The organism is Cupriavidus sp. PET2-C1 (genome assembly GCF_054515855.1).
The window spans coordinates 667,753-693,240 of record NZ_CM137260.1; the positions used below are offsets into that span (position 1 = coordinate 667,753).

Sequence of the window (25,488 nt, forward strand, 5' to 3'; positions counted from 1 at the left end):
GAGGGCGGGCGCTGGCTAAGCCACGGTGCTGCGCCGTTGCCGATCCCGATTGCAACCGGTGGATGACAGGCGTGGCATTGGGTTCTTGACGAACGCCCGCCCTCTCCCCCGCCCCTCTCCCGCAAGCGGGAGAGGGGAGCAACCCGGCGGTTGGGGCCAAGCGGCACGTTGCCGGACGGCAGGCGAACATGGAAGGCCGATCAGTCATAGAAATCAATATCCCTGTGCCGGGTCGACTGCCACCGCAGGCCGCTGCCCGCGGCGCAGCTGGGCCAGATTATCCAGCGTCTGGCGCGCGATCGTCGCCGGATCGGTGCGCGCCGCCACGTGCGGCGTGACCACAATGCGCGGATGCCGCCAGAACGGATGCCCGGATGGCAGCGGCTCGTGCTGGAAGGCATCCAGCGTGGCCGCGCCCAGCGTGCCGTCGTCCAGCGCGCGCAGCAGGTCAGGCTCGACCAGGTGGCTGCCCCGGCCTACGTTGATCAGGTGCGCGCCGCGCGGCAGGCGGGCGAACAGGCCGGCGCACAGGAAACCCTGCGTCTGCGCGGTCAGCGGCAGCAGGCAAACCAGCGCGTCGCAGCCCGCCAGGAAGGCATCCAGGCCGTCCTGGCCGTGGAAGGCTTCCACGCCTTCGGGCAGGCCCGCCTTGGGGCTGCGGCTCCAGCCGCGCACCGCATAGCCCACCGCCTGCAGCGCGCGGGCGCTGGCAATGCCCAGCGTGCCCAGCCCCGCAATGCCCACGCGGTGCCGTGACGGCGCCACGATGGGCTGTTCCTGCCACTGCCCGGCCGCCGCGCTGGCCAGATAGGCGCCCATGCTGCGCTGGTGCTGGATCACGGCCCACGTCACGTAGGCCGTCATGGTGCCCGCCATGGCGGTATCCACGATGCGGCAGACGGTTGGCCCTGGCGGCAGGTCCGGGTCGCTGTGCAGGTGGTCGATGCCCGCGCCCAGCGATTGCACCAGGCGCAGCTTGGGCATGGCCGCCAGCAGGCCGGGCGGGGGCGCCCAGCAGACCGCGGCATCGATGTCGTCAAGCGCGCCCAGGTCGGGGCCCACGCGCAGGTCCAGCCCGGGCGCCGCCGCGCGGAAGGCGGGTACCAGGTAGCGCATGTCGAGCACGCTGCTGAGCAGCGCCACGCAGGGTGGCTTGTTTGTCGTCGTGTCCATCTTGTTCCGTGTCCCGGCCAGATTGTCGAGGTCGGTGCGGGTCATGCGTAGCCCCCGACCGCTTGCAGGCGGGCTGGCGCTGGTGCCTCTGGTGCCGCTGGTGGCTCTGGTGCCTGCGCTGCCTCCTGCACCCGGGTCAAGCGCGGGATGGCTTCGATCAGCCTGCGCGTGTAGGCATGCTCGGGCGCGCTCAGCACGCGGGCCGTCTCGCCGTACTCGACCACCTCGCCGCGCTGCATGACGGCGATCTTGTCGCACATCTGCGCGGCCACGCGCAGGTCGTGGGTGATAAAGACCATGGCCAGCTTGAACTGCTCGCGCACCTTGGCGAACAACTCCAGCACCTGCGCCTGCACCGACACATCCAGCGCGGAGACGGGCTCGTCCGCCACCAGCAATTCCGGCTGCATCGCTAGCGCCCGGGCAATGCCGATGCGCTGGCGCTGCCCGCCGGAGAACTCATGCGGGTAGCGCTCGGCCGCCTCCGGCCCCAGCCCGACCAGCCCGAGCAGCTCCAGCGTGCGCGCCTGTGCCTCCTGGCGCGGTACGCCCTGCGCGATGGGGCCGGCAGCGATGGCCGCACCGATCCGGTGCCGGGGATTGAGCGACGCGTATGGATCCTGGAACACCATCTGCAGCTTGCCGCCCGCGCGTTGCAGCAGCCCGCCGCCTTGCGACAGGTTGCGCCCGTTGATCACGATGCGCCCGCTGTCGAACGGCGCCAGGCCGACGATGCAGCGGCCCACCGTGGATTTGCCGGAGCCCGATTCACCCACCAGCCCGAGCGTCTGCCCGCGCAGCAGCTCGAAGTTCACGTTGCGCGCGGCTTGCACCTCGCGCCCGCGCCGCAGCAGGCCGCCGCCGGTGCGGTAGGTCTTGCACAGGTCCTGCACCTGCAGCACGCGGTTGACCTCTACCTGCACGGGCGGCTGGCGCAGGTGCCCGCCGGGAATGGCGCTGATCAGCTTGCGGGTATAGGGGTGCTGCGGATCGGTCAGCACGCGCGCGGCCGGCCCGGCCTCGACGATGGTGCCGGTCTGCATGACCACCACCTGGTCGGCGATCTCAGACACCACGCCGAAATCGTGCGTGATGAACAGCACGGCCATGCCGCGCCGCTTCTGCAGATCGCGAATCAGCTGCAGAATCTGCGCCTGCGTGGTCACGTCGAGCGCCGTGGTGGGCTCGTCGGCAATCAGCAGGCGCGGCTCCAGCGCCATGGCGCAGGCGATCATCACGCGCTGGCGTTGCCCGCCCGACAGGCGGAAGGGGTAGCTGTCGTACAGCAGCGCCGGATCGGGCAGGCCGACATCGGCCAGCGCCGCCACGATGCGCTTGCGCTTGTCGGCCGCGCCCAGCCGCTGGTGCGCATCGAACACCTCGGCGATCTGGTCGCCGATGCGCATCACCGGGTTGAGCGCCGTCATGGGTTCCTGGAACACCATGCCGATCTTCTGCCCGCGCAGCTCGCGCATGGCGTCGTCATCCAGCTGCAGCAGGTCCTGGCCCTCAAACAGGATGCGCCCGGCCACCGGCTCCACATGGGGGCGCGGCAGCAGGCCCATCACCGCATTGGCGATCATGGACTTGCCGGAGCCGGACTCGCCCACCACGCACAGGGTCTGGCCCGCTTCCAGCGTCAGCGAGGCGCCTTGCACCGCCAGCGCGCGGTCGCCGCCGGCAGGCAGGCGGATGCTCAGGTCCTGGATATCTAGTACTGGTGTGCTCATCGTCCGCTCCCGCCAAGGCGCGCATTGAGCGCGTCGTTCAGGCCTTCGCCCACCATATTGAGCGCCAGCACCGTCAGCAGGATGGCCGTGCCGGGAAACACCGCCATCCACCAGGCCTGGCGCAGCACGGTGCGCGCCGAGCCCACCATGTAGCCCCAGCTCATGTGGTTCGGGTCGCCCAGACCCAGGAAGCTCAGGCTGGATTCGAGCAAGATGGCGGTCGCCACCATCAGCGAGGCCATCACGACGATGGGCGAGCTGGCATTGGGCAGGATCTGCGACAGGATGATGCGTGGTGTCGATTGCCCGGCCAGCTTCGCGGCCTGCACAAAGTCGCGCTGGCGCAGCGTGAGGAACTCGCTGCGCACCAGGCGCGCCACCGGCGGCCAGGACACGATGGCGATCGCCGCCACGATGGAGCCGATGGACGGCTCGAAGATCGCGACCAGCACCAGCGCCAGCGCAAAGCTCGGCACCGCCTGGAACAGCTCGGTGAAGCGCATCAGCGCCGCATCGATCCACCCGCCGAAGTAGCCGGAAATGGCGCCCAGCGTCACGCCGATCAAGAGCGAGACCACCGTGGACACCACGCCGATCAGCAGCGAGATGCGCGCGCCGTGGATCACCCCCGCCAGGATGTCGCGCCCCATGGTGTCGGTGCCCATGGCAAAGCCGGGCTCCTGCATCGGCTGCAGGAACGGCTGCTGCACCATGTCCCAGGGATCATGCCCGGCCATCCACGGCCCGAACAGCGCAAGCACGGCAATGCCCACCAGTACCACCATGCCGAGCACGGCTGCCTTGTTGCGGCAGAACCGCCGCCAGAAAGTGTTTTTCATTGCATCTCGATCCGCGGGTCGACCAGCGTGTAGACAAAGTCGGTCAACAAGTTGAACAACACGGCCATGGCCGCGGTGACCAGGAAGCAGCCCAGCAGCAGGTTGTAGTCACGCTGCAGCAGGGCGTCGAACATCAGGCGGCCAATGCCGGGCCAGGCGAACACCGTCTCGGTCAGCACCGCGCCGCCGATCATGCCGCCGGCCTGGATGCCGGCCAGCGTCACCACCGGCAGCAGGGCGTTGCGCAGGATGTGGGCGCGCTGGATGCGCCCGGGCCGCACACCCTTGGCGCGCGCGGTCTTGACGAAATCCATCTGCGCCACCTCCAGCATCGAGGCCCGTGTCATGCGCGCATACACCGCCATGTAGAACAGCGCCAGCGTGAGCGCAGGCAGCACCAGGTGCGTGGCAATGTCGAACACCAGCGCCAGGCCGTGCAGGTCCGCCCCCACGGTGAAGTAGCCAAAGCCGGGCAGCCAGTCGAGCTTGACCGAGAACAGCAGCACCGCCATCATCGCCAGCCAATACAAGGGCGTTGCGTAGAACACCAGGGCGAACAGGGTGATGGCGTTGTCCACCCAGCTCCCCGCGCGCCGGCTAGCCCACGCCCCCAGCACCACGCCGAACAGCACGGAGAGCAGGAAGGCGCTGCCGGTCAGGATCAGCGTGGCCGGCAGGCGCTGCAGGATCAGGTCCAGCACCGGCTGCTGCTGGCGGTAGGAGTAGCCCAGGTCCAGGTGCACCACGTGGCCAAGGTAAGTGGCAAGCTGCTCCGGCACCGGCTTGTCCAGCCCGAACTGCGTGCGCAACTGCGCCACGAACTGCGGGTCGGAGGCCCCGGCCTCGCCAGCCATCACCGAGACAGGGTCTCCCGGCGCGGCCCGGATCAGCAGGAAGTTGACGGTCGCGATGACCAGGATCGCGATCACGCCCTGTACCACCCGGCCTAGCATGCGCTGCGTACGACTCATGGCTTTGCCCCAGAGATAAAGATGACTGCCATCACGCCAGCCAGGCGCGGCCGATGCCGTCGTTCAGGCCAATGCCGGAACTGATGGGATTGTTGATGCGGCTGCGGTACAGCGTGGGGAAGTTGAGCTCGTGAAGCCACACCACCGGCATCTCGTCCACCAGGATCTTCTGCACTTCGTGGTAGATCGCCGCGCGCTTGACGGGGTCCATCTCGCGCGCGCCAGCCTGGAACAATTCGTCGACCTTGGCGTTGCGATAGCCCTCCACATTGTTGAAGGGCGAACCCTGCGCGATGTTGTCCGAGGTGTAGTTGCGCGCCACGCCCAGCGCCGGGTCACCGTACTGGTAGACGTAGGTGAAGGCCAGGTCGTAGTCCCACTTGTTCAGCCGCTCGCCCCAGCCCGCCACGTCGGTGGGGGTCATCTCGATCTTCACGCCGGCCTGCTGCAGGTTCTGCCGCACGATCTCGGCGGAGCGGGTCCAGGTTTCGCCGTAGGGCAGGGGCAGCAGGCGCAGGGTTTCGCCCTTGTAGCCGGATTCGCTCAGCAGCTGCTTGGCGCGGGCCAGGTCGCGCGGATACTTGGCCACGTCGGTGCTGGCGTATTTGATATGGCTGTTGAAGGGGCCGGTGGCGCTCTTGGCATAGCCTTGCCATGCCACCTTGGCGATCGCGTCGCGGTCGATGGCAAAGGCCAGCGCCTGGCGGAACTTGATGTTGTCCATCGGCGCCTTGCGGTTGTTGACCCACAGCCACGAGTGCGGCGCGAAGAACTCCCAGCCCTTGGTGGTGACCTGCACGCCGGGCAGCTTGCTCAGGCGCGCCACGTCGAAGTACTCCACCGCACCGCCGGGCACCAGGTCGACCTTGCCGGACTCGAACGCCGCGGCGCGCGCCGAGGCATCGGGGATCACGTGGAAGTACACGCTGTCGACCAGCGGCACGTCGGGCTGGTGATACGCATCGTTGCGCACCAGCTGGATGTACGAGCCGCGCACCCATTCCTTGAACTTCAGCGGGCCGGTGCCAATGGGCTTGGCATTGGCGGGGTTGGTCAGGAAATCCGTGCCCTCGTAGATGTGCTTGGGCACCATGGGCATGGTGCCCACTTCGAAGATGCCGAGGAACGGGCTGAACGGGTACTTCAGCTTGAACTCCACCGTGAGCGGGTCCACCGCGCGGATGCTCTCCACCGCCGCCAGGTTGGCGCGCAGCCGGGCGTGGGTCTTGCGCAGGAACACATCGGCGGAGAACACCACGTCGGCCGCGGTAAACGGCTTGCCGTCATGCCAGGTGACCTTGGGCTTGAGCTTGAACGTGTACACGGTGCCGGCCGGGTTCACCGTCCAGGAGGTCGCCAGCGCTGGCTGCGGTTCCAGTTTTTCGTCGTAGCGCAGCAAGCCCTCGTAGATGTTGCCGGAGATCAGCTGGGTGGGGCCGTTCTGGGTAATGCCGATCATCAGGCCGGAAGGCTCAGGCTGGACGAGCGCGTTGATCACGCCGCCCTTCTTGCCGGCCGCGAGGACGTGGAAAGGCACGCCGGCGAGCGACAGCCCGGTGGTGGCAACACCCATTTTGATCAGTTGGCGACGATTCATTGCGGAACTCTCCTGGGGGCTAGGGATGGGTAACTGGCAAGACGGAACTGGCGAAAACGTGCAGGGCAGGCAGGGCGTTAGTCGCGGAACGACGTGGCAGCGGCCGGTTCCAGCCGCTCGCGCAAGGCGCGCCATTCCCGCGCGTACGGATCGGCCGCGCCGGGCAAGCGGTTGGTGTCGCCGCTCTCGTACTGGCGCGCGGTCTTCTCGCAAATGGCTGGCGGCACCGGATTGACCCGCTGGCCGCTGGACTGGATCGCCACCTGCACGCGGCAGGCGCGCTCCAGGTTATGCATCAGGATGAAGGCCTCCGCCACGCTGCGGCCTAGCGTGACCAGGCCGTGATTGCGCAGGATCAGGGCGCGCTTGTCCGGGCCGAGATCGGCCACCAGGCGCACGCGCTCCTCATGGTCCAGCGCAATGCCTTCGAAGTCGTGGTACGACACGCGGTCATGGAATTGCAGCGCCCACTGGTTGGAGGGCTGCAGGCCGCACGCCAGCGACGAGACCGCTACGCCGGCCACGGTATGCGTATGCAGCACGCAGACCGCGTCATGCCGGGCGGCATGCACCGCGCTGTGGATGGTGAAGCCGGCCGGGTTCACGTCTTGCCCCGGCGGTCCGCTGATGATGTTCCCGTCCAGGTCGATGCACACCAGCGAGGACGCGGTGATATCGCGGAACAGCATCCCGAACGGGTTGATCAGGAAGCGGTCCTCGGTGCCCGGCACCCGGGCCGAGATATGGGTGTAGATGCTGTCGTCCATGCCGTACAGGGCGACCAGGCGGTATGCGGCGGCGAGATCCTCACGCACCTGCTGCTCGGCCTCGGAGATGGCGGGAACCAGGCGGGAAGAGACGTTGTTGCCCATGTTTGTGTTTCCTTGGATTGGCGATTAGGTCACTGTAGGTCGATGGTCAGCTGTCGACAGTTGGCATTTATACCGATTACGCAAAGTTCAGGCCACGTGTTCAATTTGCAGCCGGATATGTTGCGGTGCGATGTGCAAGGCGTTGATTTTCAAGGAGATGCGGGCTTGCCCCGGCGTGGATGGCAGGTTGCTGGGCGGCTTCGGCGGCTTGCCTGGTCATGGTGCCGTGCGCAAAAAATGGGCACCGGCAGCTGGGTTTCGGGATTGGCGAGCGGGAATAGGGCGCGGCGCACGGTTTGGTGGCGTGCAGAAAATCCAGCGTCGGGATAGGCGGCCACAGTGTCCGTGTGTCTCTTTTGTCACATGACGCGCGAGCAAGCGCGGCCTGGCATGCTCGCGGGGCGCAGAAACGCCGCCGACGGAAATATAAGAAGGGTTCCGGGCTGGAGTATGCGAAGATGCGCGCACAGCGGCGCTGCGAATACGCGCGGCCGGCTGTCTGGACCTGACCCCAGTCGCACCCCACGACTTTCCGCCTGCGGCCTTGCCCCTGGTTCAGTTCTTTCCCGAAGCATGCTGCCTTCCCGCTGGCCTCAAGGCCACCGTGGCTGTCATGCCCGTCGCGTTTTCCGCTGCCTCTGACCCCTACGCGGTTCAACCGCCAAGCCCCAACCCCCAGCCCCGGTGGCGGGCGCCAATTGCCAATTGTCCGTCATCGTACCGACACCGCACGCCGTCCATGGCAACGTGCGGGTAGCGGTCAGGTCCATGCCAAACGGCGCGGCTACATTCGCATCGGGCTCGACGATTCCGGTCCCCTGGCGAGGTATCGGCGGGGGCCTGGCCCATCAAGCGGAGTCGGGAAAGGAGCGTTCCATGTTAGGAACCGTATTACTGGTCGTGCTGGTGCTTGTCTTGCTCGGTGCAATGCCGACCTGGCCGCATAGCCGTTCCTGGGGCTATATGCCCAGCGGCGCGCTGGGCCTGCTGCTGATCGTGGTGCTTGTGCTGGTGCTGATGGGCCGCTTGTAGGCGAGAGAGAGGCGAGAGAGAGGCGAGAAAGCTCGCCTTGGCGCAACAGTCCGCGCAGCGATCGCGTGATGGCCGGCAAGCCTCGGGCTTGCCGGCCAGCCGTTTTTAAGAGGCCGTTTCAAAAAGATGCTGGCGTCGTTGCGTGGCCTTGGCCGATCCACTTGTACTGTCTGCGGCCGCGCGCCTAGCCAGAACCGCTTCGCTTCATTTTGAAACTGCCTCTAAGGAGGCGAACCCCTTTTCCCGATTCCCGTTGGCAACCAAGGCGCCCATGTATTCAGTGCTAGGCCGTACGTTCGAGTACACATCCACCCCTTCGCCGTGGGACAACAAGGCGCCAGTGCGGGAGGAACTGTTCGGCATCGAGCGGCTGGAGCAGCATGCGCAAAGCCTTGCCGCCGCCCAGCCCGTTACCGCGCAGCCCCCGCGCGTGCGCACGCTGCGCAGCCGCCTCAACGACAATGCCGAAGTACTGCTCGCGGCCTACCGGGCCAGCGCGGCGGAGCTGGAGAGCGGCAGGGCCGTGGTGCCCGCAGCCGAATGGCTGCTGGACAACTACCACCTGGTGGAGGCGCAGATCCGCGAGATCCGCGATGACCTGCCGCCTGGCTACTATCGCCAGCTGCCCAAGCTCAGCGAGGGTCCCTTCGCCGGATACCCCCGCGTATTTGGCCTTGCCTGGGCCTTTGTCGCGCACACCGACAGCCATATCGACCCGGACACCCTGCGGCGCTTCATTGCCGCCTACCAGCGGGTGCAGCCGCTGACCATCGGCGAGCTGTGGGCCGTGGCCATCACGCTGCGCATCGTCCTGATCGAGAACCTGCGCCGCCTGGCCGAGCAGATGACCGCCGGGCGCATCGCCCGCGCTGACGCGGACGATCTGTCCAGGCAACTGCTCAAGTCGGGCTGCGCCCGCTCGGCGCTCGACACGGATATCGCCTCGCGCGCCGCCGCGCCGTTGTCGGAACTGTTCGCCGCGCAACTGGCCAAGCGCCTGCGGGACCAGGACCCACGCACCACGCCAACCCTGGGCTGGCTGGAAGAGCGGCTCGGGCGGCAGGGCGCATCCATCGAGGACGTGGTGCGGCACGCCCAGCAGCGCCAGGGCGCATCCAACGTGACCGTGCGCAATGTCATCACCAGCATGCGGCTGATATCGGATATCGACTGGGCCGAACTGTTCGAGAGCGTGAGCCTGGTCGACGCGCGTTTGCGCGATGGCAGCGGCTACGCCGACATGGACTTCCCCACGCGCAATCTTTACCGCAGCGCCATCGAGCAGCTTGCGCGCGGCTCGCCCGCCTCGGAGCTGGAAATTGCCGATCTTGCGCTGGCCACGGCCCGTGCCGCGGCGGCAGCCACCGCCGATGCGGCGCAGGCGGAGCGCATCGGGGACCCGGGATATCACCTGATCGCGGAGGGCCGGCGCGCCTTTGAACGCGCAATCGGCTTTAGTCCCCCGGCGCGGCTGCGGTTTTCCCGCCTCAATGTCGCGCTGGGCATTGGTGGCTATGCGGGCGCCATCCTGCTGGTCACCCTTGCGCTGCTCGGTGGATCGCTCTGGCTGCTTGCGGCGGCGGCCATGCCGGCGCTCTCCGGCGGCTGGCTTGCGCTGATCGGCTGGCTGGGCTTCGTCCCCGCCAGCGAGGTGGCAACGGCGGTGGTCAACCGCGGCATCGCCTGGCTCTTTGGCGCATCCATCCTGCCGGGGCTTGAGCTCACGGCGGGCGTGCCGCCCGCGCTGCGCACGCTGGTGGCCGTGCCCACGCTGCTATCGGGCGAAGCCAGCCTGCGCGAGCAGATCGAGCGCCTGGAGGTGCACCATCTTGCCGGCGCCGGTGGTGACCTGACCTTTGCGCTGCTCACCGACGGCACCGACGCCGACCAGGCCGTCATGCCGGGCGACGCGGCCCTGCTGGCGGTGGCGGCCGAAGCCATCGGCGCGCTGAATCTCCGCTACGGGCCAGGCCCAGCCGGCAACCGCTTCCTGCTGCTGCACCGGCACCGCGTGTTCAACGCCGGAGAGGGCAAGTGGATGGGCTGGGAGCGCAAGCGCGGCAAGCTCCATGAACTCAACCGCCTGCTGCGCGGCGCCACGGACACCAGCTTTGTTGCTGTCGATGGTGCGCCGCCCCAGGTTCCACCCGATGTGCGCTACGTGATCACGCTCGATGCCGACACGCGCTTGCCGCGCGACGCGGCGCTCCGGCTGATCGGCAAGATGGCCCACCCGCTGAACCGGCCAAGGTTCGACGACACGCTGCAGCGTGTCATTGGCGGCTACGCCATCTTGCAGCCGCGCGTCACGCCATCCCTGCCGGTGGGCAGCGAGGGTTCGTTCTATCAGCGCATATTCTCCGCGCCCGGCGGCATCGATCCCTATGCGGCGGCGGCGTCGGACGTGTATCAGGACATCTTCGGTGAGGGCTCCTACACCGGCAAGGGCATCTATGACGTGGATGCCTTCGAGGCCGCGCTGCGCGGCCGCGTGCCGGCGAATGCGGTGCTCAGCCACGACCTGTTCGAGGGCATGTTCGCCCGTGCCGGGCTGGCCTCGGACATCGAGGTCGTCGAGGACTTTCCCGCACGCTATGACGTGGCCGCCAAGCGCCAGCATCGCTGGACGCGCGGCGACTGGCAGCTCCTTGGCTGGATCGTGCGCGGCCGCAAGGGCAGCCAGGCGGTGCCGATGCTCGGCCGCTGGAAGATGCTGGACAACCTGCGGCGCTCGGTGCTCGCGCCGTCGCTGCTGCTGTGCTTTGGCGCGTGCTGGCTGCTGCCGCCGGGCGCGGCTTTGCGCGGCACGTTGCTGTTGCTGGCGGCCATGGCGATTCCCGCCTTGTTGCCCGGTGTGTTTTCCGTCATTCCCCATCGTGCCGGCATCCGGCTGCGCACCCATGTGGGAATGCTGTGGGACGACCTGCGCGCCGCCGTGGCGCAGGTGCTGCTGACGCTGGCGTTCCTGCCCGACGTGGCCTGGCGCATGAGCGACGCGATCGTGCGCACGCTGGTGCGGCTGCGCTTGACCCGCCGCCATCTGCTGGAGTGGACCACCGCCGCCCAGTCCATGACCAGCCCCCGGCTTGACCTGGCCGGCTCCTACCGGCAGATGGCGGGCGGCGTATTGCTGACGCTGGCGCTGCTGGCGGGCACGCTGGCCTTTGCGCCCGCGTCCTGGCCGCTCGCGCTGCCGCTCGGATGGCTCTGGCTGGCCGCGCCCATGCTGGCCCTGTGGGCAAGCCGGGCGCCGAAGGTGGCAAGGCGGCTGGTGGTGTCGGACGCTGACACGCGCGAGCTGCGCCTGACCGCGCGCCGCACCTGGCGCTTTTTCGAGACCATGGTCACGCCAGCGGACAACATGCTGCCGCCCGACAATTTCCAGGAGCGCCCGAAGCCGGTCCTGGCGCACCGGACCTCGCCCACCAATATCGGCCTGTACCTGCTATCGGCCATTGCCGCGCGCGACTTCGGCTGGAGCGGCACCGCGGCCACGGCCGCGCGGCTGGAAGCGGCCTTCGCCGCCATGCAAAAGCTGCAGCGCTGCCATGGCCACTTCTACAACTGGTATGGCACGCAGGATCTGCGGGCCCTGACGCCTGCCTACGTCTCATCGGTCGACAGCGGCAACCTGGCCGGCCACCTGATTGCGCTGGCCAATGCCTGTGAAGAATGGACCCATGCCGAGGTGACGCTGGATTTCCGGCTTGGCATGATGGATACCGTTACGCTGGCGCGCGAGGTCATTGCCGGGCTGGCGCTGGCGGGCGGCGAGCGCGCCGGCAAGCTCGGCGAACTGCTGGAACAGATCGAAACCCAGCTCAATGGCACGCAGGCAATGGCCATGCTGATGCCTGCGCTCAAGCGGCTGACGGAAAAAGCTGCCGCGATCGCCAGCGACATCCTGCCCGCCACCGGCGACGACAGCCTTGGCGACCTGGCCTTCTGGGTGCAGGCGCTGCGCAAGGCCGTGGCCGAGCACGAGCAAGACCGGGGCGAGCGGATCGAAGCGCCGGAGCTGCTCGGCGCGCGCCTGCAAGCGCTGGCCGCCGTTGCGCGCGAAATGGCGCTGTCGATGGACTTCGCGTTCCTGTTCGATGAAGAGCGCAAGCTGCTTTCGATCGGCTACTCGCAGGACGACAACCGGCTCGATGTCAGCTGCTATGACCTGCTTGCGTCGGAGGCCCGTCTTGCCAGCCTGTTTGCCATCGCCAAGGGCGATGTGTCCACGCGGCACTGGTTTCGCCTTGGGCGCACGGCCACGCCGCTGGGCAATGGGTCGGCGCTGATCTCGTGGTCCGGGTCGATGTTCGAGTACCTGATGCCGTCGCTGGTCATGCGCGCGCCGGCGGGCAGCCTGCTCGAGCAGACCAACCGGCTGGTGGTGGAGCGCCAGCAAGGCTACGGCCGCGCGCTGGGCGTGCCATGGGGCGTGTCCGAATCCGCCTACAACGCGCGCGATCTGGAGTTCACCTATCAGTACTCCAACTTCGGCGTGCCAGGCCTGGGCCTGAAACGCGGGCTTTCCGACAATGTGGTGATCGCACCTTATGCGAGCGGCCTGGCCACCATGGTGGATCCGCAAGGCGCGCAGCAGAACTTCGCGCGTCTCGCGCGGATGGGGGCAAAGGGGCGCTTCGGCTTCTACGAGGCCATTGATTTCACCCGGTCCCGGCTGCCCGAGGATGAGGCGTTCGCCATCGTGCGCAGCTACATGGCCCACCACCAGGGCATGACCATCGTGGCGATTGCCAATACGCTGCACGGCGGCCAGATGCGGGAGCGCTTTCACCGCGAGCCGATGATCCAGGCCACCGAGCTGCTGCTGCAGGAGCGCATGCCGCGCAACGTCGCCATTGCGCATCCGCGCGCCGAAGAGGTGAAAGCCTCCACGATGGAGTCCGGCAGCGAGGATTCCACGGTGCGCAGGCTTGCCGGCTATGCGCCCGGAGCGCCCGTCACGCATCTGCTGTCGAACGGGCGCTACGCGGTGATGCTGACCGCGGCCGGCGCGGGCTACAGCCGCTGGCGCGACCTGGCCGTGACGCGGTGGCGCGAGGATGCCACCCGCGACGACGCTGGCAGCTTCATCTTCCTGCGCGATACGCAAAGCCGCGCCGTCTGGCCGGCCGGCGCGCAATTTGCCGGCGGCGATACGGACGATGGCGAGCAGGGCAGCGAAGTGGTCTTCGCCGAAGACCACGCGGAGTTCATCCGCCGCGATGGCAGCCTGGTCACCACGCTCTCCATCCTGGTCTCCGGCGAGGATGACGGGGAAGTGCGGCGAGTCTCGCTGGCCAACAGCGGGCGGCGCGCGCGCGAGATCGAGCTGACCTCGTATGCGGAACTGGTGCTGACCGTGCCGGCGGCCGACGCCGCGCACCCGGCGTTCTCCAAGCTGTTTATCGAGACCGAATACCTGCCCGAGTTCGGCGCGCTGGTTGCCACGCGCCGCCCGCGCTCGCCCACGGAGCCAACGATATGGGCTGCCCACTTCGCCATCGTCGAAGGCGAAGTGGTGGCGGATCCGCAATACGAGACCGACCGGGCGCGCTTTCTGGAGGAGGGGCAGACGGGCAGGATAGCGGACGGCGTGCGGCATGGCCGTGCGCTGTCCAACACCACGGGCACGGTGCTCGACGCCATCTTCTCGCTCAGGCAGCGCGTGCGGGTCGCACCGGGCGGCGTGGCGCGCATCGCATTCTGGACGCTGGTGGCGCCCTCGCGCGCCGCGCTGCTGGATCTGATCGACAAGCATCATGACCGCAGCGCCTTTGAGCGCGCCAAGACCCTGGCCTGGACGCAGGCCCAGGTCCAGTTGCGCCATCTCGACGTCAAGGCCGGCGAAGCGGCGGATTTCCAGCGCCTGGCCGCGCCGATCCTGTACGCCGATCCTCGCTTCCGGGGTTCCTCCGAGGCCATTGCCCGCGGCGCGGGCCCGCAGTCCGGGCTTTGGCCGTACGCCATCTCCGGCGACCTGCCGATCGTGCTGCTGCGCATCGACGAGATCGAGGATATGGCGCAGGTGCGCCAGTTGCTGCGTGCGCACGAGTACTGGCGCATGAAGCGGCTCGGCGTGGACCTGATCATCGTCAACGAGCGCGCGTCGTCTTATACGCAGGACCTGCAGAACGCCATCGAGACCGCGGTGCGCAGCAGCCAGTCGCAGCCGCGCTTTGGCGATGAGCTCGCCCAGGGCTCGGTCTATACGCTGCGCGCCGACCTGCTGCACGTCGATGCCCGCGCGCTGCTCTTGTCGGTGGCCCGCGTCGTGCTGTCCGCGCGCAGGGGGCCCATCGCCGAACAGCTCGGCCGGCTGCCCCAGGCACCGCAGCGCGCCGCACCCGTACGGCGCCGCGCGCCACCACGGCCGGCGCCAATGCCAGCACCGGCCACGCCGGCACTCGAGTTCTTCAACGGCCTCGGTGGCTTCGACAAGGACGGGCGGGAGTATGTGATCGTGCTCGACGGCGCCGCCACCACACCCGCGCCTTGGATCAACGTGATCGCCAACCCCAGCTTTGGTTTCCATGCCTCGGCGCAGGGCAGCGGCTACACCTGGGCCGAGAGCAGCCGCGAGAACCAGCTCACGCCCTGGTCCAACGACCCGGTGCTGGATCCGGCCGGCGAGGCGTTCTATATCCGCGACGAAGACAGCCTCGAAGTCTGGAGCCCGACCGCACAGCCCATCCGCGACGCAGGCACCTACATGGCCCGCCACGGCCATGGCTACAGCCGCTTTGCGCACCACGCGAACGGCATCGCAGCGGAGCTGCTGCAGTTCGTCCCGCTGGAAGACCCGGTCAAGATTTCACGGCTGACGCTGAGCAACCTGTCCGCCGGGCGCCGCCGGCTTTCCGTCACCGCCTACGTGGAGTGGGTACTCGGCACGTCGCGTGGCGCATCGGCGCCGTTCATCGTGACCGAGCGCGACGAGGCCACCGGCGCAATGCTGGCGCGCAATCCCTGGAGCTCCGCCTTCCCCGGCCGGGTTGCCTTTGCCGATCTCGGCGGCAAGCAAACAGCCTGGACCGCCGACCGCACGGAATTCCTCGGCTACAACGGCGGCGCCGAGGCGCCGGCGGCCCTGCTTGGCACCACACCGTTGTCCGGCGCCGTGGGCGCGGGGCTGGACCCGTGTGCCGCGGTGCAGTGCATCGTGGAGCTTGCCGCGGGCGAGACGCTCGACATCGTCGCGTTTCTCGGCGAGTGCGGCTCGGCCGAGGCGGCGAGGGCGCTGATTGCCCGCTATCGCGCCGCCGATCTCGACGCCGTGCTCGATGCCGTGACAGGGCACTGGGATAGCCTGCTTGGCGCCGTGCAGGTCAGGACGCCGGACCGGGCAATGGACATCATGCTCAACGGCTGGCTGCTGTACCAGACCGTGGCCTGCCGCATCTGGGCCCGCTCGGCCTTCTACCAGGCGAGCGGTGCCTATGGCTTTCGCGATCAGTTGCAAGACACCATGGCGCTTACCTTCGCCAAGCCTGCGGCCACGCGCCAGCACCTGCTGCGTGCCGCAGCCAGGCAATTTGCCGAAGGCGACGTCCAGCATTGGTGGCTGCCGCACACCGGGCAGGGCGTGCGCACGCGCATCTCCGACGATTGCGTCTGGCTGGCCTTCGCCACGGCGACCTACGTGGCGGGCACGGGCGATGCGGCGGTGCTGGATGAGAACGTGTCCTTCCTCGACGGGCCGGTGCTCGGCGCGGATGAGCATGATGCCTTCTTCCAGCCGATGACCGGGGAGGCATCGGCATCGCTGTTCGAGCATTGCGCGCGCGGCATCGAGCGATGCCTTGCCTTGACCGGCGAGCACGGCCTGCCGCTGATCGGCGGCGGCGACTGGAACGACGGCATGAACCGGGTCGGGGCCGGCGGCAAGGGCGAGAGCGTGTGGCTTGGCTGGTTGCTGATGCGCACGATCGCGCTCTTCGCGCCGCTTGCCGAGGTGCGTGATGCCGGCCGTGCAGCGCACTGGCGCGCCCATGCGGCAATGCTGGGCGCGGCATTGGAGCGCGATGGCTGGGACGGCGAGTGGTATCGCCGTGCCACCTTCGATGACGGCAGCTGGCTGGGCTCAAAGACCAGCCCGGCCTGCCGGATCGACGCCATAGCCCAGTCGTGGGCGGTGCTGTCGGGCGCCGGGGACCCCGTGCGCGCGGCCACCGCCATGGTGTCCATGGCCGAGCACCTGGTGCGGCGCAACGACGGCCTGGCGCTGCTGTTCGCGCCGCCCTTCGATGGCGCCTCGCCGGATCCCGGCTACATCGAAGGCTATCCCCCCGGCGTGCGCGAGAACGGCGGGCAATACAGCCACGCCGCGATGTGGTCGGTCCTTGCCTTTGCCCGGCTCGGCGCGGGCGCAAAGGCCGTGGACCTGTTCTCGATGCTCAACCCGATCCACCATGCCAGCACGCCCGCGGGCGTGCGGCGCTACAAGGTCGAGCCGTACGTAGTCGCGGCCGATGTGTATTCGGTGGCGCCCCACATCGGGCGTGGCGGGTGGACCTGGTACACCGGCGCGGCCGGCTGGATGTATCGCGCCGGGGTGGAAGGCATCCTGGGGATCCGCCGCGAAGCGGGCTGGCTGATCGTGGCGCCGAGCATTCCGGCGGCGTGGCCCGGGTTTGAGGCGACGATATGCCTGGGGGCGTGCCACTATGACATCCGGGTGCAGACGCTGGCGCCAGGCGCGGGCGGCGCGCATGCCGTTCTCGATGGGCTGGCGCTGGCTTGCGGCGACGGTGCCGTGCGCGTGCCGCTGGACGATGGCAGGCACAGGCTGCTGGTATGCATCCCGGCGGCGGAATAGGGGGTATAGGGCGGAATGGGGCGCATGGGATGCATCTGGCGAGCCCGAAAAAGTCTTTCCGGGAATCGCTTGACTCCTCGGGTAATAAGCTTATGATGTGCCCAATTGCTGCGGTGCAGCAAAACGATGATGCCGCTCACGGAACCCTCTTCGGCAGCGTTGGATCATCCAGATCATCCCCAGGAGACTATTTCATGGCACATCCCACCCAAGCTCAATTCTTCGGCGTCCAGCAAGCTAACCTGGACCTGTTCCTTGCCTTGGTCGGTCCTCTGGCCCGTGGCGCGGAAAAGCTCAGCGAGCTGAACATGCAGGCCGTCAAGACCAGCCTGGCGGATACCACGAACTACGTCCGCGAATCCAGCCAGCAGCCGGTTGGCGCCGGCATGTCCGGCCTCAAGCCGGAACTGGCGAATGGGTTTGCCCAAAAGATGAGCGCCTATGCCGGCCACATGAACGAGATCTTCGCCAGCACCGGCGCGGAGTTCGCGCAGGAAGCCCAGCGCCAGATGAGCACCTACGCCGCGCAGACCCAGGAAGCCATGGCGTCGTTCGGCCAGAACCTCATGTCGAGCGCTGGCGGCGCGTTCCCGGCTGCCGACGCGAGCGCACCGAGCTGGGTCGCGGCCTACGAAACGGCCATGAAGCCGATGCGCGACGCCTTCGAAAAGGTCATGCCCGCCACGGCTGCCAAGTAAGGCCAAGCCAGGCTGCACCGCTGGCTGCTGTGAAGCAAACGCCAGTAGAAAAAAACTGCGCCCCATGTGGCTAGCCGTTCGGTTAAGGAGCTGATAAGGACGGGGTCGCCGGCATTATTCGAAGCCCCTCTTTTGCACAAGCAAGGGGGGGCTTTTTCACGTCTTTGTCTCTCAGCGAAAAACTGTTGCGCAAAATAGGGCCTCACGGCGTGCCGGTCAGTGTATGCGCAACGGGTAGGTACTTAGCCAAGATGCTCAGCATGGTGGCGGCCTCAGCCTTCGACACCGGGGGAAACGGTGAAACGTACGAGGTACCGTTGCGACGCTCGTGGGCCTTCGTGATGAAGGCAAATTCTTGGGAGTCCACGCCCAGCGAGGTGGACACACGCTGGATGGCAAGGTTACGGCCGGCATCTTTGGTGCGTACCTCATAGAACTCCAGTACGGCCTGGACCACCTGGAAATAGCCTTCGTAGGCCAAAGTAAACACCTGCAGATGTCGGCCAGGGCCTAGCTCCTCGGCGGTGGCCTTCTAGTCCGCCGCATTGCGCAGGAAGCCTGCGATAGCTCCAGGCGTTGGGGCGACCGCCTCAAAGGCTTTCGTCTTGATAAGGTTTTCGTATTCAGCTGCGCGCGGCATCACAGTACCCTCAGCGTAGGGCCTTGTGCAATCTGGGCCATGACAGGGTCAGACTCTACCAGAGCAGCCCATTCAGCAGGCTCGTACAAAGAGAAGTTGACGGGGCGCAGCAGACCTTGTTCGGCCTTGTGCAAGGCCTCGGATAGTTCGAGGAGCGGGATGCTGCCGACAACAATCAGGTCGATGTCGCTCTGGCCACTGTCGGTGCGCTTGGCCACGGAGCCAAACACGAACGCTGAGGTGATGTGGTCGGCAAAAGGCGCGAGGGCTTCTTTCAGCGGCTCCACAACGGCAAATGATTTGCGCGCGATACTAAGCAATTCTGGATAGAGGGTGAATTCGGTATTCGCCCGGATGCTTCGTTGCCGGCCTCGTCGGGTGTCTTCCCGAAGTACGCCGGCCGCGACTAGGCGGTCCACCTGCTTTTGAGCGCTTCCGCGCCCACTGTCCGCCAGACGTAGCAGTTCCTGTAGCGTAAAACTGCGGTCAGGTTGCAGCAGTGTGGCTCCAAGCACTCGTTGCAAGCCCGGTGTGAAGAGAAAGTCGGCAAGGCTCACGGTGAATCCTCTACATAGGGACAAGTATCCTTATTATAGGGATTACTTGGTGAATCCTCAATAGAGGGACGTATGTCCTCGTTTTGGGGATTAAATAAAGTAGTCAGCGGAAAGTTGCCGGGAAGCGATCTAGAGCCGCCTGCCTCCTTGTCAATTCTTCAACCGAACGGCTAGCCCCATGTGGCGCAGTCTTTTTGCGGCGCACACGCTTGCCAGTCAGCCGACGAGCTTGGCGACGCCGACACCGCCGATGTGTTCACCGAAGTCTCGCGCGGCATCGACCAATGGCTCTGGATGGCCGAGGCGCATCTGGGTGAGGCCTGAGCCAAGCCCGCGTCAGCCAGCGGGTGGTGCCAGGAGAACGGCCTCCACGCGCTGGCGCAGCACCGGCAGCAAGTCCCGCGCAAACCAGTCGTTGTGCTTGAACCAGCCCTGGTTGCGCGGCGATGGGTGCGGCAGCGGAATGAAGCGCGGCCCATGCGCGCCAAAGCCGGCCACGGTGGGTGTCACGCCACCGCGCGCCGCCGCTCCCAGGAAACGCCGCTGCGCATATTGCCCGACCAGCAAGGTCAGTTCAATGTCCGGTAGGTGTGCCAGCAGCGCATCCATCCACAACGGCGCGCACTCCTTGCGCGGCGGCAGGTCGCCGCTGGCGCCACGGCCCGGATAGCACAGTCCCATCGGGATGATGGCAATGCGCGCGGCATCGTAGAACACGGTCTTATCCACGCCCATCCATTCACGCAGCCGGTCACCGCTGGGATCGTCCCAGGGAATGCTGCTGGCATGCACGCGTGTGCCCGGCGCCTGGCCGACAATCAGGATGCGGGCGCTGGCGGCAGCTTGCACTACCGGGCGGGGACCAAGCGGGAGGTGCGCTTCGCACAGGCGGCAGGCGCGGACCTGGGTCAGCAGGGTGTCGAGGTCGGTCTTGCCCTCATCGCTTGCGGCGGAAACAGCTACGGGAGTTACGGGAAGGTCGCGCAGAGAATCGGCAGGGGAGCCGCAGCCGGTTGCGTCGGCCTGATCGTCGACATTGCGTTTCAGCGCGTCCGGAAGGGATATGTGGATCGTGGTCATGCCCATGGCGCCCAGTGTATGCAGTTCGGCGAGGTTTGCCAAACGAAGCGGGTGCGCAAGGGGGCGCAATGACTGCAAAAGGTTGAGGGCGGCTATGAAGCCTCTCCAGATTGCGCAGGTGGGCCGCGCCGAAGCACGGCCCACCTGCGTCGCCGCTTCCAATCAGAAGCGGTGACGCATGCCCACGCCAAAGCTGTCGCCGTGCGACTGGTCGCTCAGCTTGTCGTAGAAGTACGCGGCATACACGTCGGTGCGCTTGGACAGGTTGTAGTCGTAAGCGAGGCCGGCCGTGTTGCGCTTGAAGTCCGCGACACTGTTCTTGGTCTTGTCGTACGCATAGGAGACCAGCACGTTGCCGTTGCCCACCGGGATCGAAGCGCCAACCTGGCCGTTGGTGTGCTTGAGATCGCCCGTGGCGTTGTTGACGTCGCTCTTGATGTACTGGCCCTGCGCGAACAGCTTGACCACCTTGAAGTCGTAGCTCACGCCGACCTGCACGGCGTTCTGCTTGTCAAAGCCAGCCAGCGCCGTGGGCGCGGTCACATCCCCCGGGGTGCTGTTGAACTTGACTTGCTGGAAGGCTACGGTGGCGCCGAAGTTGCCGTTGAAGTAGAGCACGTTGCCGCCCCACTTGTTCTTGCCGACGCTGCCTGCCTGCTCGCCGAACGAGTAGATCGCGTTGGCGGTCAGGCCGCCAAAATTCGGCGTGGAGTACACCAGCGAGTTGCTCCAGCCCGAGTCGCCGATGATGCCAGGGTCATAGACGCGGCCATTGCTGGCCGAGAAGTAGGTGTGGAAGATCGCCGGCGAGAACACATAGGAGTCCACCAGCGGGTTGAACAGGATGGTCGAGATGAAGTAGGGCGTGGTGTTGCGCCCGAGCTTCACCGTGCCAAGCGTTGCGCTCTGCAGGCCGACAAAGGCGTTGCGGGTGAACAGCGCATCGCCGTCGAAGCGGCCTTGCTTGCCGGTGTCCGGGCGCAGGAAGCCGTTCAGGTCGAAGATCGCCTTCAGGCCGGTGCCAAGATCCTCGGTGCCCTTGATGCCGAAGTACGAGGTTTGCATGCCGCCGCTGTTGACGCCGTAGGCGCGGTCCGCACCGCCGGCCTTGGTGGCGCCGACATAGGCATCAACCATCCCGTAAAGCGTGACGCTGGATTGCGCCATGGCGTTGCCGCAGATCAAGGCTGCTGCCATGACTGCCAGTTTCACGACCGGCTTGAATTTGTATTGCATAAAGACCTCCATGGTTGACCCGTTTTCTATCGTTGCTGGCTCTGTCGCATTCACTGGGCACGACAACACCCCTCCGGGGGGCAAGCCCCGGCTATCTAAAAACGCGTGCTCTTGAAATGGCTGGCGCGGGATGGCGCCGGTACGCTAGCGCCGCTGGCTCATGCTTGCTGCCAGCTCACATGCGCGGCCACCACCTGCCAGCCTTCGGGCAGCCGCACCCAGCTCTGGCTCTGGCGGCCCAGGCGCGGCTCGCCGGCAATATTGGCTACGGCGAAATCGTTGCCGAAGGTGGTGACGCTGCGCTCGGTGATCTCGCGGGCGAGGCCCTTTGCCGGGCGCGCCGCGCGGAACGCACGGATGGCCTCGATGCCGTAGAGGTTTTCGCCCGCGCCGTAGCGCAGCGTGTGCGGGCTTTCCCAGAACAGCCGGTCGAGCTCCGCGACGTCGTTGCCGACCAGCGCGCGTTCATAGGCCTCGAAGGCGGCTTCCACCTCGGCGAGGATGGCGGGATCGTTGATTCTCATCTTGCTTTCGTGGGTATTCGTGGCAGCGTGGCAGCCCGGTGATGTCACGCTGCGTGACTGCGATGGATGCAGTTTGCGGCAATTCGATTGCATACAACCAGCACTTATTTCTTCTCATGGCGCACGCAAATTGTGTGCACTCGCGGTTGCATGTGCAGGCTCGCCATGCAAGGCCCGGCCACGCATCAGGCAGCCTCGGCCAACGGCTGGTGCAGCCCGCTCAGCGCGGCCTTCAGGTGCTCTGCAAACGCCGCCGCCGCTGGCGGCAGGCTGCGGCCCTTGCGGGCGCCCAGCACCAGCCGGCCGCCGCACAGCTCGGGGTCGGACAGGGGCACGGCAATCAGCGTGCCCTGGCGCGTCTCGCGCAGCGTGCCGGCCTGGAACTGGAAGCAGATCGCGCCGGTCTGGCGCGCAAAGCTCTTCAGCATCTCCACCGTGGTGGCTTCCAGCATCACCCGCAGCGACAAGCGGTTGCGCGCGCAGATCGCCTCGATCAGCCGCCGGCTGCCAAAGCTCTCTGGCCCGAGGGCCACGGGATAGGGCTGGCAGTCGGATAGGCGCAACGTGCGCCGGCTTGCCAGCGGATGGTCCGGGCGCATCATGGCGCAGAAGGGCTGCGCGGACACCGCCAGTTCGTGCAGGAAGGGGGTCGGGGGCGGGTCGTGCGCCAGCAGCAGGTCGGCCTCATCCTCCTTGAGCGCGGCGAGCAGGTCGCCGGAGTTGCCCACCGCCACGCGAAACTGCACGCCGCGGTGGGTGGACTGGTAGCGGCCGATGACTTCAGGCAGGAAATCGGTGGCGACGGACTCGACCGTCGCCACGCGCACGGTGCCCCGCACCAGCCCGCGCAGCTGCTCCATCTGCGCGGCGGCCGAATCCAGATCCGCGAGGCTGCGGCGCACGGTGGCGATCAACACCTCGCCGGCGGCGGTCAGCCGCACGCCGCGGGGCAGGCGCTCGAACAGCGCCGTGCCGATATCCTGCTCGACCTCCAGGATCTTCCGGTTGAGCGCGGTGGAGGCGACGTGGAGTTGCTCGGCGGCCTTGCGGATCGACCCAACGCGGGCCACGGCGTCAAGATAGAGATAAAGACGAGGCGGGTGGAGCATGGCGGCGTGCGCTCGGGCGCTGGTGAGAACGATCCGCTCTCACTAGCAAGGATCGTGCGCGCGCCGACGCTACGCGGGCAGCCCGGTCCCGGTGACAGGACCAACGCCAGGACCAACGCCAGGACCAACGCCGGGGCCAACGCCATGGCCGCTGCGATGGCGGGGCAACGCGACCTGGCAGTAGAGCTGGCGCAGCGCGCCCAGCGCCGACGCCCGGTCTTGCTCCGTGACATCCCCCAGCATGAGGCCAGCGGCGTGCGGGGCCACCGACATCACAAAGCGCAGGCGTTCAAGCCGGGCCGCTTCGAACGTGGTCAGCCAGGCGCGCGGGCTGGTCTCGCCCGCGGCCAGCGAAGTGGCGATCAGCTCGGCGGCGGCGCAGGCATCCTCGATGGCCTGCGCCACGCCCTGGCCAAGCGGTGGCGCCATGGCGTGGGCGCTGTCGCCCAGGTACATCACCTGCGCATGCGGCTCGGCAAAGCGAATGCCGCACGCCCGCATGCGGTACCAGCAGATGGCATCCACATTGGCGCAGAGCGTATCGATCAGCCAGCCAGCCTGTGGCCCCGGCCTGGCGTGTGCGGGCGTGTAGGCAGCGCGCAGCGCCTGCGAGCCGATGCCCGCGTGAGGCGTCTTTTGCGTCTTTTCGCCGGGGGCGAGCGGCAGGCTGCCGGCGATATTGATCCGCCCGTCCGGCAAGCGAAAAGCCAGCAGGCGGTTAGGGCCGTTGCACCATTGTTCGTAATCGTCGATCCGGCCGGCGCCGGCGTCCGGCACCAGGAGGCGGAACAGCAAGGCACCAAGCTGGTGCGTTCGAGGCTGGCCGGCAAACGCGCTTCGGGTGGGCGAGTCGCGGCCATCGGCCGCGATCAGCAGGTCGATGTCGTCAAGCCGGTGTTGTTGGCCATGCTGTTCCCAGACGACGTAGCTGCGTGCCGGATCCTGCGGGCTGGCGCCGCACGCCAGCAGCTTGCAACGGTAACGCACGGTGTTGCCGGCGGCCTGGCGCAGCACGCGGTACAGCGTGGCGCGCAGGATGCGCACGCCGCCATGGTCCGCCACGCGCGTGAGGGGCAGGTCCAGCAGCACCTCGCCGCTGCACAACGACACGCGCCAGTGATCCCAGGGCAGGCCGGCCTCGCCAATGGCGCTGGCCAGCAGCGGGTCGCGCATGTGCAAGGCCTTGATGGCGTTGGGGCCGATCACCAGCCCGGCGCCTGCGTGGTCATCCGGTGCAACCTGCTCCAGGCAGGTGACTTCCAGCCCGGCTTGCATGGCCAGCGCGCGGGCCATGATGCTGCCGGCCACGCCAGCGCCGACGATGACAATGCGTTTGGTGGGGATCCTGGGCGTCATGAGCGTCATGGGCGCCAGTTTGCGCAAAAGGACTGCACGCAACCAGCACCGATTTGGTCTCATGGCGAGCGCGCATTGTGTGCGCTCGGCGGGGAGCGGCGATCAGCCGGAAGCCCGCCCGATCCGCCGAGACTGTTCCTGGCTTAAGGCACGACCGACAAGAACAAGTACGCCGCCAGGATGACCAGGTGCACGACGCCTTGCAGCATGGTGGTGCGCCCGGAGTGCAGCGTCAGTGTGCTGACCAGCAAGGTCAGCGCAAGCAGCACGGTTTCCGTCGGGCCCAGGCCCAGCGTCAGCGGCTTGCCAACCGCGATAAAGACCGCGGCCACCGTGGGAATGGTCAGCCCGATGCTGGCCAGTGCGGAGCCCAGCGCCAGGTTCATGCTGGTCTGCAGGCGGTCGGCGCGCGCGGCGCGCAACGCGGCCAGCCCCTCGGGCAGCAGCACCAGCGCGGCAATCACGATGCCAACCACGGCCGGCGGGGCGCCGGCACTTGCTACCGCCGCTTCCACCGTGGGCGACAGCAGCTTGGCCAGGCCGACCACCGCCACCAGGCATGCCAGCAGCATGCCGCCGCTGGCGAGCGCGATCTTCGCGGGCGGGGGCGGGGCATGGACGCTTTCGTCGGAGGTGCCTTCCACCAGGAAGTAGTCCCGATGGCGCACGGTCTGCACAAACACAAAGCTGCCATAGAGCACCAGCGAGGCAACGCCTGCAAAGGCCAGCTGCGACTGCGACAGCACCGGCCCGGGGATCGCGCTGGTGTAGTTGGGCAACACCATGGTAAGCACGGCAAGCGCGGCCAGCACGGCCAGCGCGGCGGTGGCGCCCGGCGCCTGGAAAGCCTGCTCGCGATGGCGCAGGCCACCCACCAACAGGCAGATCCCCACGATGCCGTTGCAGACCAGCATGGCCGCGGCAAACACGGTATCGCGCGCCAGCCCGGCCTTCTCGGGGCCAGCGGACAGCATCACCGAGACGATCAGCGCCACCTCGATCACGGTCACGGCAATGGCGAGCACCAGCGTGCCAAAGGGCTCGCCCACTCTATGCGCGACCACCTCGGCATGGTGCACCGCTGCAAACACCGAGCCCGCCAGGGCCAGGCCGGCCAGCACCAGCAGCAGCGCCTGACCGGGCACCGCCATGCCTGCCCCGAGGATGGCCCAGGCTGCCAGCGGCAGCCATAAGGTCCAGGCAGGCAATTTATTCGACGTCAATGGCATCCGTTCTCCCTTTCTACTTTCTAGTTAATG

The 25,488-nt window shown here is 67.3% G+C and carries 18 protein-coding genes; 4 read left to right on the plus strand and 14 right to left on the minus strand.

Going from position 1 to position 25,488, the window contains the following annotated elements; all coding sequences use genetic code 11:
- Positions 1-213: 213 nt before the first annotated feature.
- The 6 genes from ACX12D_RS23005 to ACX12D_RS23030 form a co-directional block, all read right to left on the minus strand.
- Positions 214-1,218: a 2-hydroxyacid dehydrogenase gene (locus ACX12D_RS23005; RefSeq protein ID WP_459375784.1), complete on the minus strand. Its 1,005-nt coding sequence runs from the start codon at positions 1,216-1,218 to the stop codon at positions 214-216.
- Positions 1,215-2,903, minus strand: a complete 1,689-nt coding sequence (locus ACX12D_RS23010) for a dipeptide ABC transporter ATP-binding protein (protein WP_459375785.1) — start codon at positions 2,901-2,903, stop codon at positions 1,215-1,217. The genes ACX12D_RS23005 and ACX12D_RS23010 overlap by 4 nt, the downstream gene beginning before the upstream one ends.
- Positions 2,900-3,742, minus strand: a complete 843-nt coding sequence (locus ACX12D_RS23015; RefSeq protein WP_459375786.1) for an ABC transporter permease — start codon at positions 3,740-3,742, stop codon at positions 2,900-2,902. The genes ACX12D_RS23010 and ACX12D_RS23015 overlap by 4 nt, the downstream gene beginning before the upstream one ends.
- Positions 3,739-4,713, minus strand: coding sequence for an ABC transporter permease (locus ACX12D_RS23020; protein WP_043354633.1), 975 nt, complete (start codon positions 4,711-4,713; stop codon positions 3,739-3,741). Before ACX12D_RS23020 ends, ACX12D_RS23015 begins: the two co-directional genes overlap by 4 nt.
- 31 nt (positions 4,714-4,744) lie before the next feature.
- On the minus strand, positions 4,745-6,310 hold the full coding sequence (locus ACX12D_RS23025; RefSeq protein WP_459375787.1) for an ABC transporter substrate-binding protein: 1,566 nt from the start codon (positions 6,308-6,310) through the stop codon (positions 4,745-4,747).
- Between the two features lie 77 nt (positions 6,311-6,387).
- Entirely contained in the window at positions 6,388-7,182 is a 795-nt protein-coding gene (locus ACX12D_RS23030) for a class II aldolase/adducin family protein (protein ID WP_459375788.1), read from the minus strand.
- A gap of 876 nt (positions 7,183-8,058) precedes the next feature.
- Between ACX12D_RS23030 and ACX12D_RS23035 the strand changes: the two genes are divergently transcribed.
- The 3 genes from ACX12D_RS23035 to phaP all read left to right on the plus strand — a co-directional run bounded on the left by ACX12D_RS23035 (position 8,059) and on the right by phaP (position 17,727).
- Positions 8,059-8,214: a DUF3309 family protein gene (locus ACX12D_RS23035; RefSeq protein WP_459375789.1), complete on the plus strand. Its 156-nt coding sequence runs from the start codon at positions 8,059-8,061 to the stop codon at positions 8,212-8,214.
- Positions 8,215-8,485: 271 nt separating this feature from the next.
- Entirely contained in the window at positions 8,486-17,029 is an 8,544-nt protein-coding gene (locus ACX12D_RS23040; protein ID WP_459375790.1) for a GH36-type glycosyl hydrolase domain-containing protein, read from the plus strand.
- Positions 17,030-17,223: 194 nt separating this feature from the next.
- Positions 17,224-17,727, plus strand: a complete 504-nt coding sequence (phaP, locus tag ACX12D_RS23045; RefSeq protein ID WP_459375791.1) for a TIGR01841 family phasin — start codon at positions 17,224-17,226, stop codon at positions 17,725-17,727.
- A 202-nt stretch (positions 17,728-17,929) separates the two neighbouring features.
- Here phaP and ACX12D_RS23050 read toward each other — a convergent pair whose 3' ends face one another.
- Both ACX12D_RS23050 and ACX12D_RS23055 read right to left on the minus strand, forming a co-directional pair.
- A complete protein-coding gene (locus ACX12D_RS23050; protein ID WP_459375792.1) occupies positions 17,930-18,208 on the minus strand; it encodes a hypothetical protein in 279 nt (92 codons plus the stop codon).
- 158 nt (positions 18,209-18,366) lie between these two features.
- Positions 18,367-18,924 (minus strand): nucleotidyltransferase domain-containing protein, encoded by a 558-nt coding sequence (locus ACX12D_RS23055; protein ID WP_459375793.1) that lies wholly within the window; start codon positions 18,922-18,924, stop codon positions 18,367-18,369.
- A gap of 180 nt (positions 18,925-19,104) precedes the next feature.
- Between ACX12D_RS23055 and ACX12D_RS23060 the strand changes: the two genes are divergently transcribed.
- Positions 19,105-19,248, plus strand: coding sequence for a hypothetical protein (locus tag ACX12D_RS23060; RefSeq protein WP_459375794.1), 144 nt, complete (start codon positions 19,105-19,107; stop codon positions 19,246-19,248).
- A gap of 12 nt (positions 19,249-19,260) precedes the next feature.
- On the opposite strand, the gene ACX12D_RS23065 is transcribed toward ACX12D_RS23060, so the two are convergent.
- From ACX12D_RS23065 to ACX12D_RS23090, 6 genes are all read right to left on the minus strand, one after another.
- Positions 19,261-19,839, minus strand: a complete 579-nt coding sequence (locus tag ACX12D_RS23065) for a uracil-DNA glycosylase family protein (RefSeq protein ID WP_459376496.1) — start codon at positions 19,837-19,839, stop codon at positions 19,261-19,263.
- Positions 19,840-20,166: 327 nt separating this feature from the next.
- Positions 20,167-21,240 carry a porin gene (locus ACX12D_RS23070; RefSeq protein WP_459375795.1) on the minus strand — a complete coding sequence of 358 codons (1,074 nt, stop codon included), beginning with the start codon at positions 21,238-21,240 and terminating at the stop codon, positions 20,167-20,169.
- 158 nt (positions 21,241-21,398) lie between these two features.
- Positions 21,399-21,764 carry an oxalurate catabolism protein HpxZ gene (hpxZ, locus tag ACX12D_RS23075; RefSeq protein WP_459375796.1) on the minus strand — a complete coding sequence of 122 codons (366 nt, stop codon included), beginning with the start codon at positions 21,762-21,764 and terminating at the stop codon, positions 21,399-21,401.
- A 185-nt stretch (positions 21,765-21,949) separates the two neighbouring features.
- Entirely contained in the window at positions 21,950-22,873 is a 924-nt protein-coding gene (locus ACX12D_RS23080) for a LysR family transcriptional regulator (protein ID WP_459375797.1), read from the minus strand.
- A gap of 69 nt (positions 22,874-22,942) precedes the next feature.
- Entirely contained in the window at positions 22,943-24,238 is a 1,296-nt protein-coding gene (locus ACX12D_RS23085; RefSeq protein ID WP_459375798.1) for an FAD-dependent monooxygenase, read from the minus strand.
- Positions 24,239-24,372: 134 nt separating this feature from the next.
- Positions 24,373-25,458 (minus strand): calcium:cation antiporter, encoded by a 1,086-nt coding sequence (locus ACX12D_RS23090; RefSeq protein WP_459375799.1) that lies wholly within the window; start codon positions 25,456-25,458, stop codon positions 24,373-24,375.
- Positions 25,459-25,488: the final 30 nt, after the last annotated feature.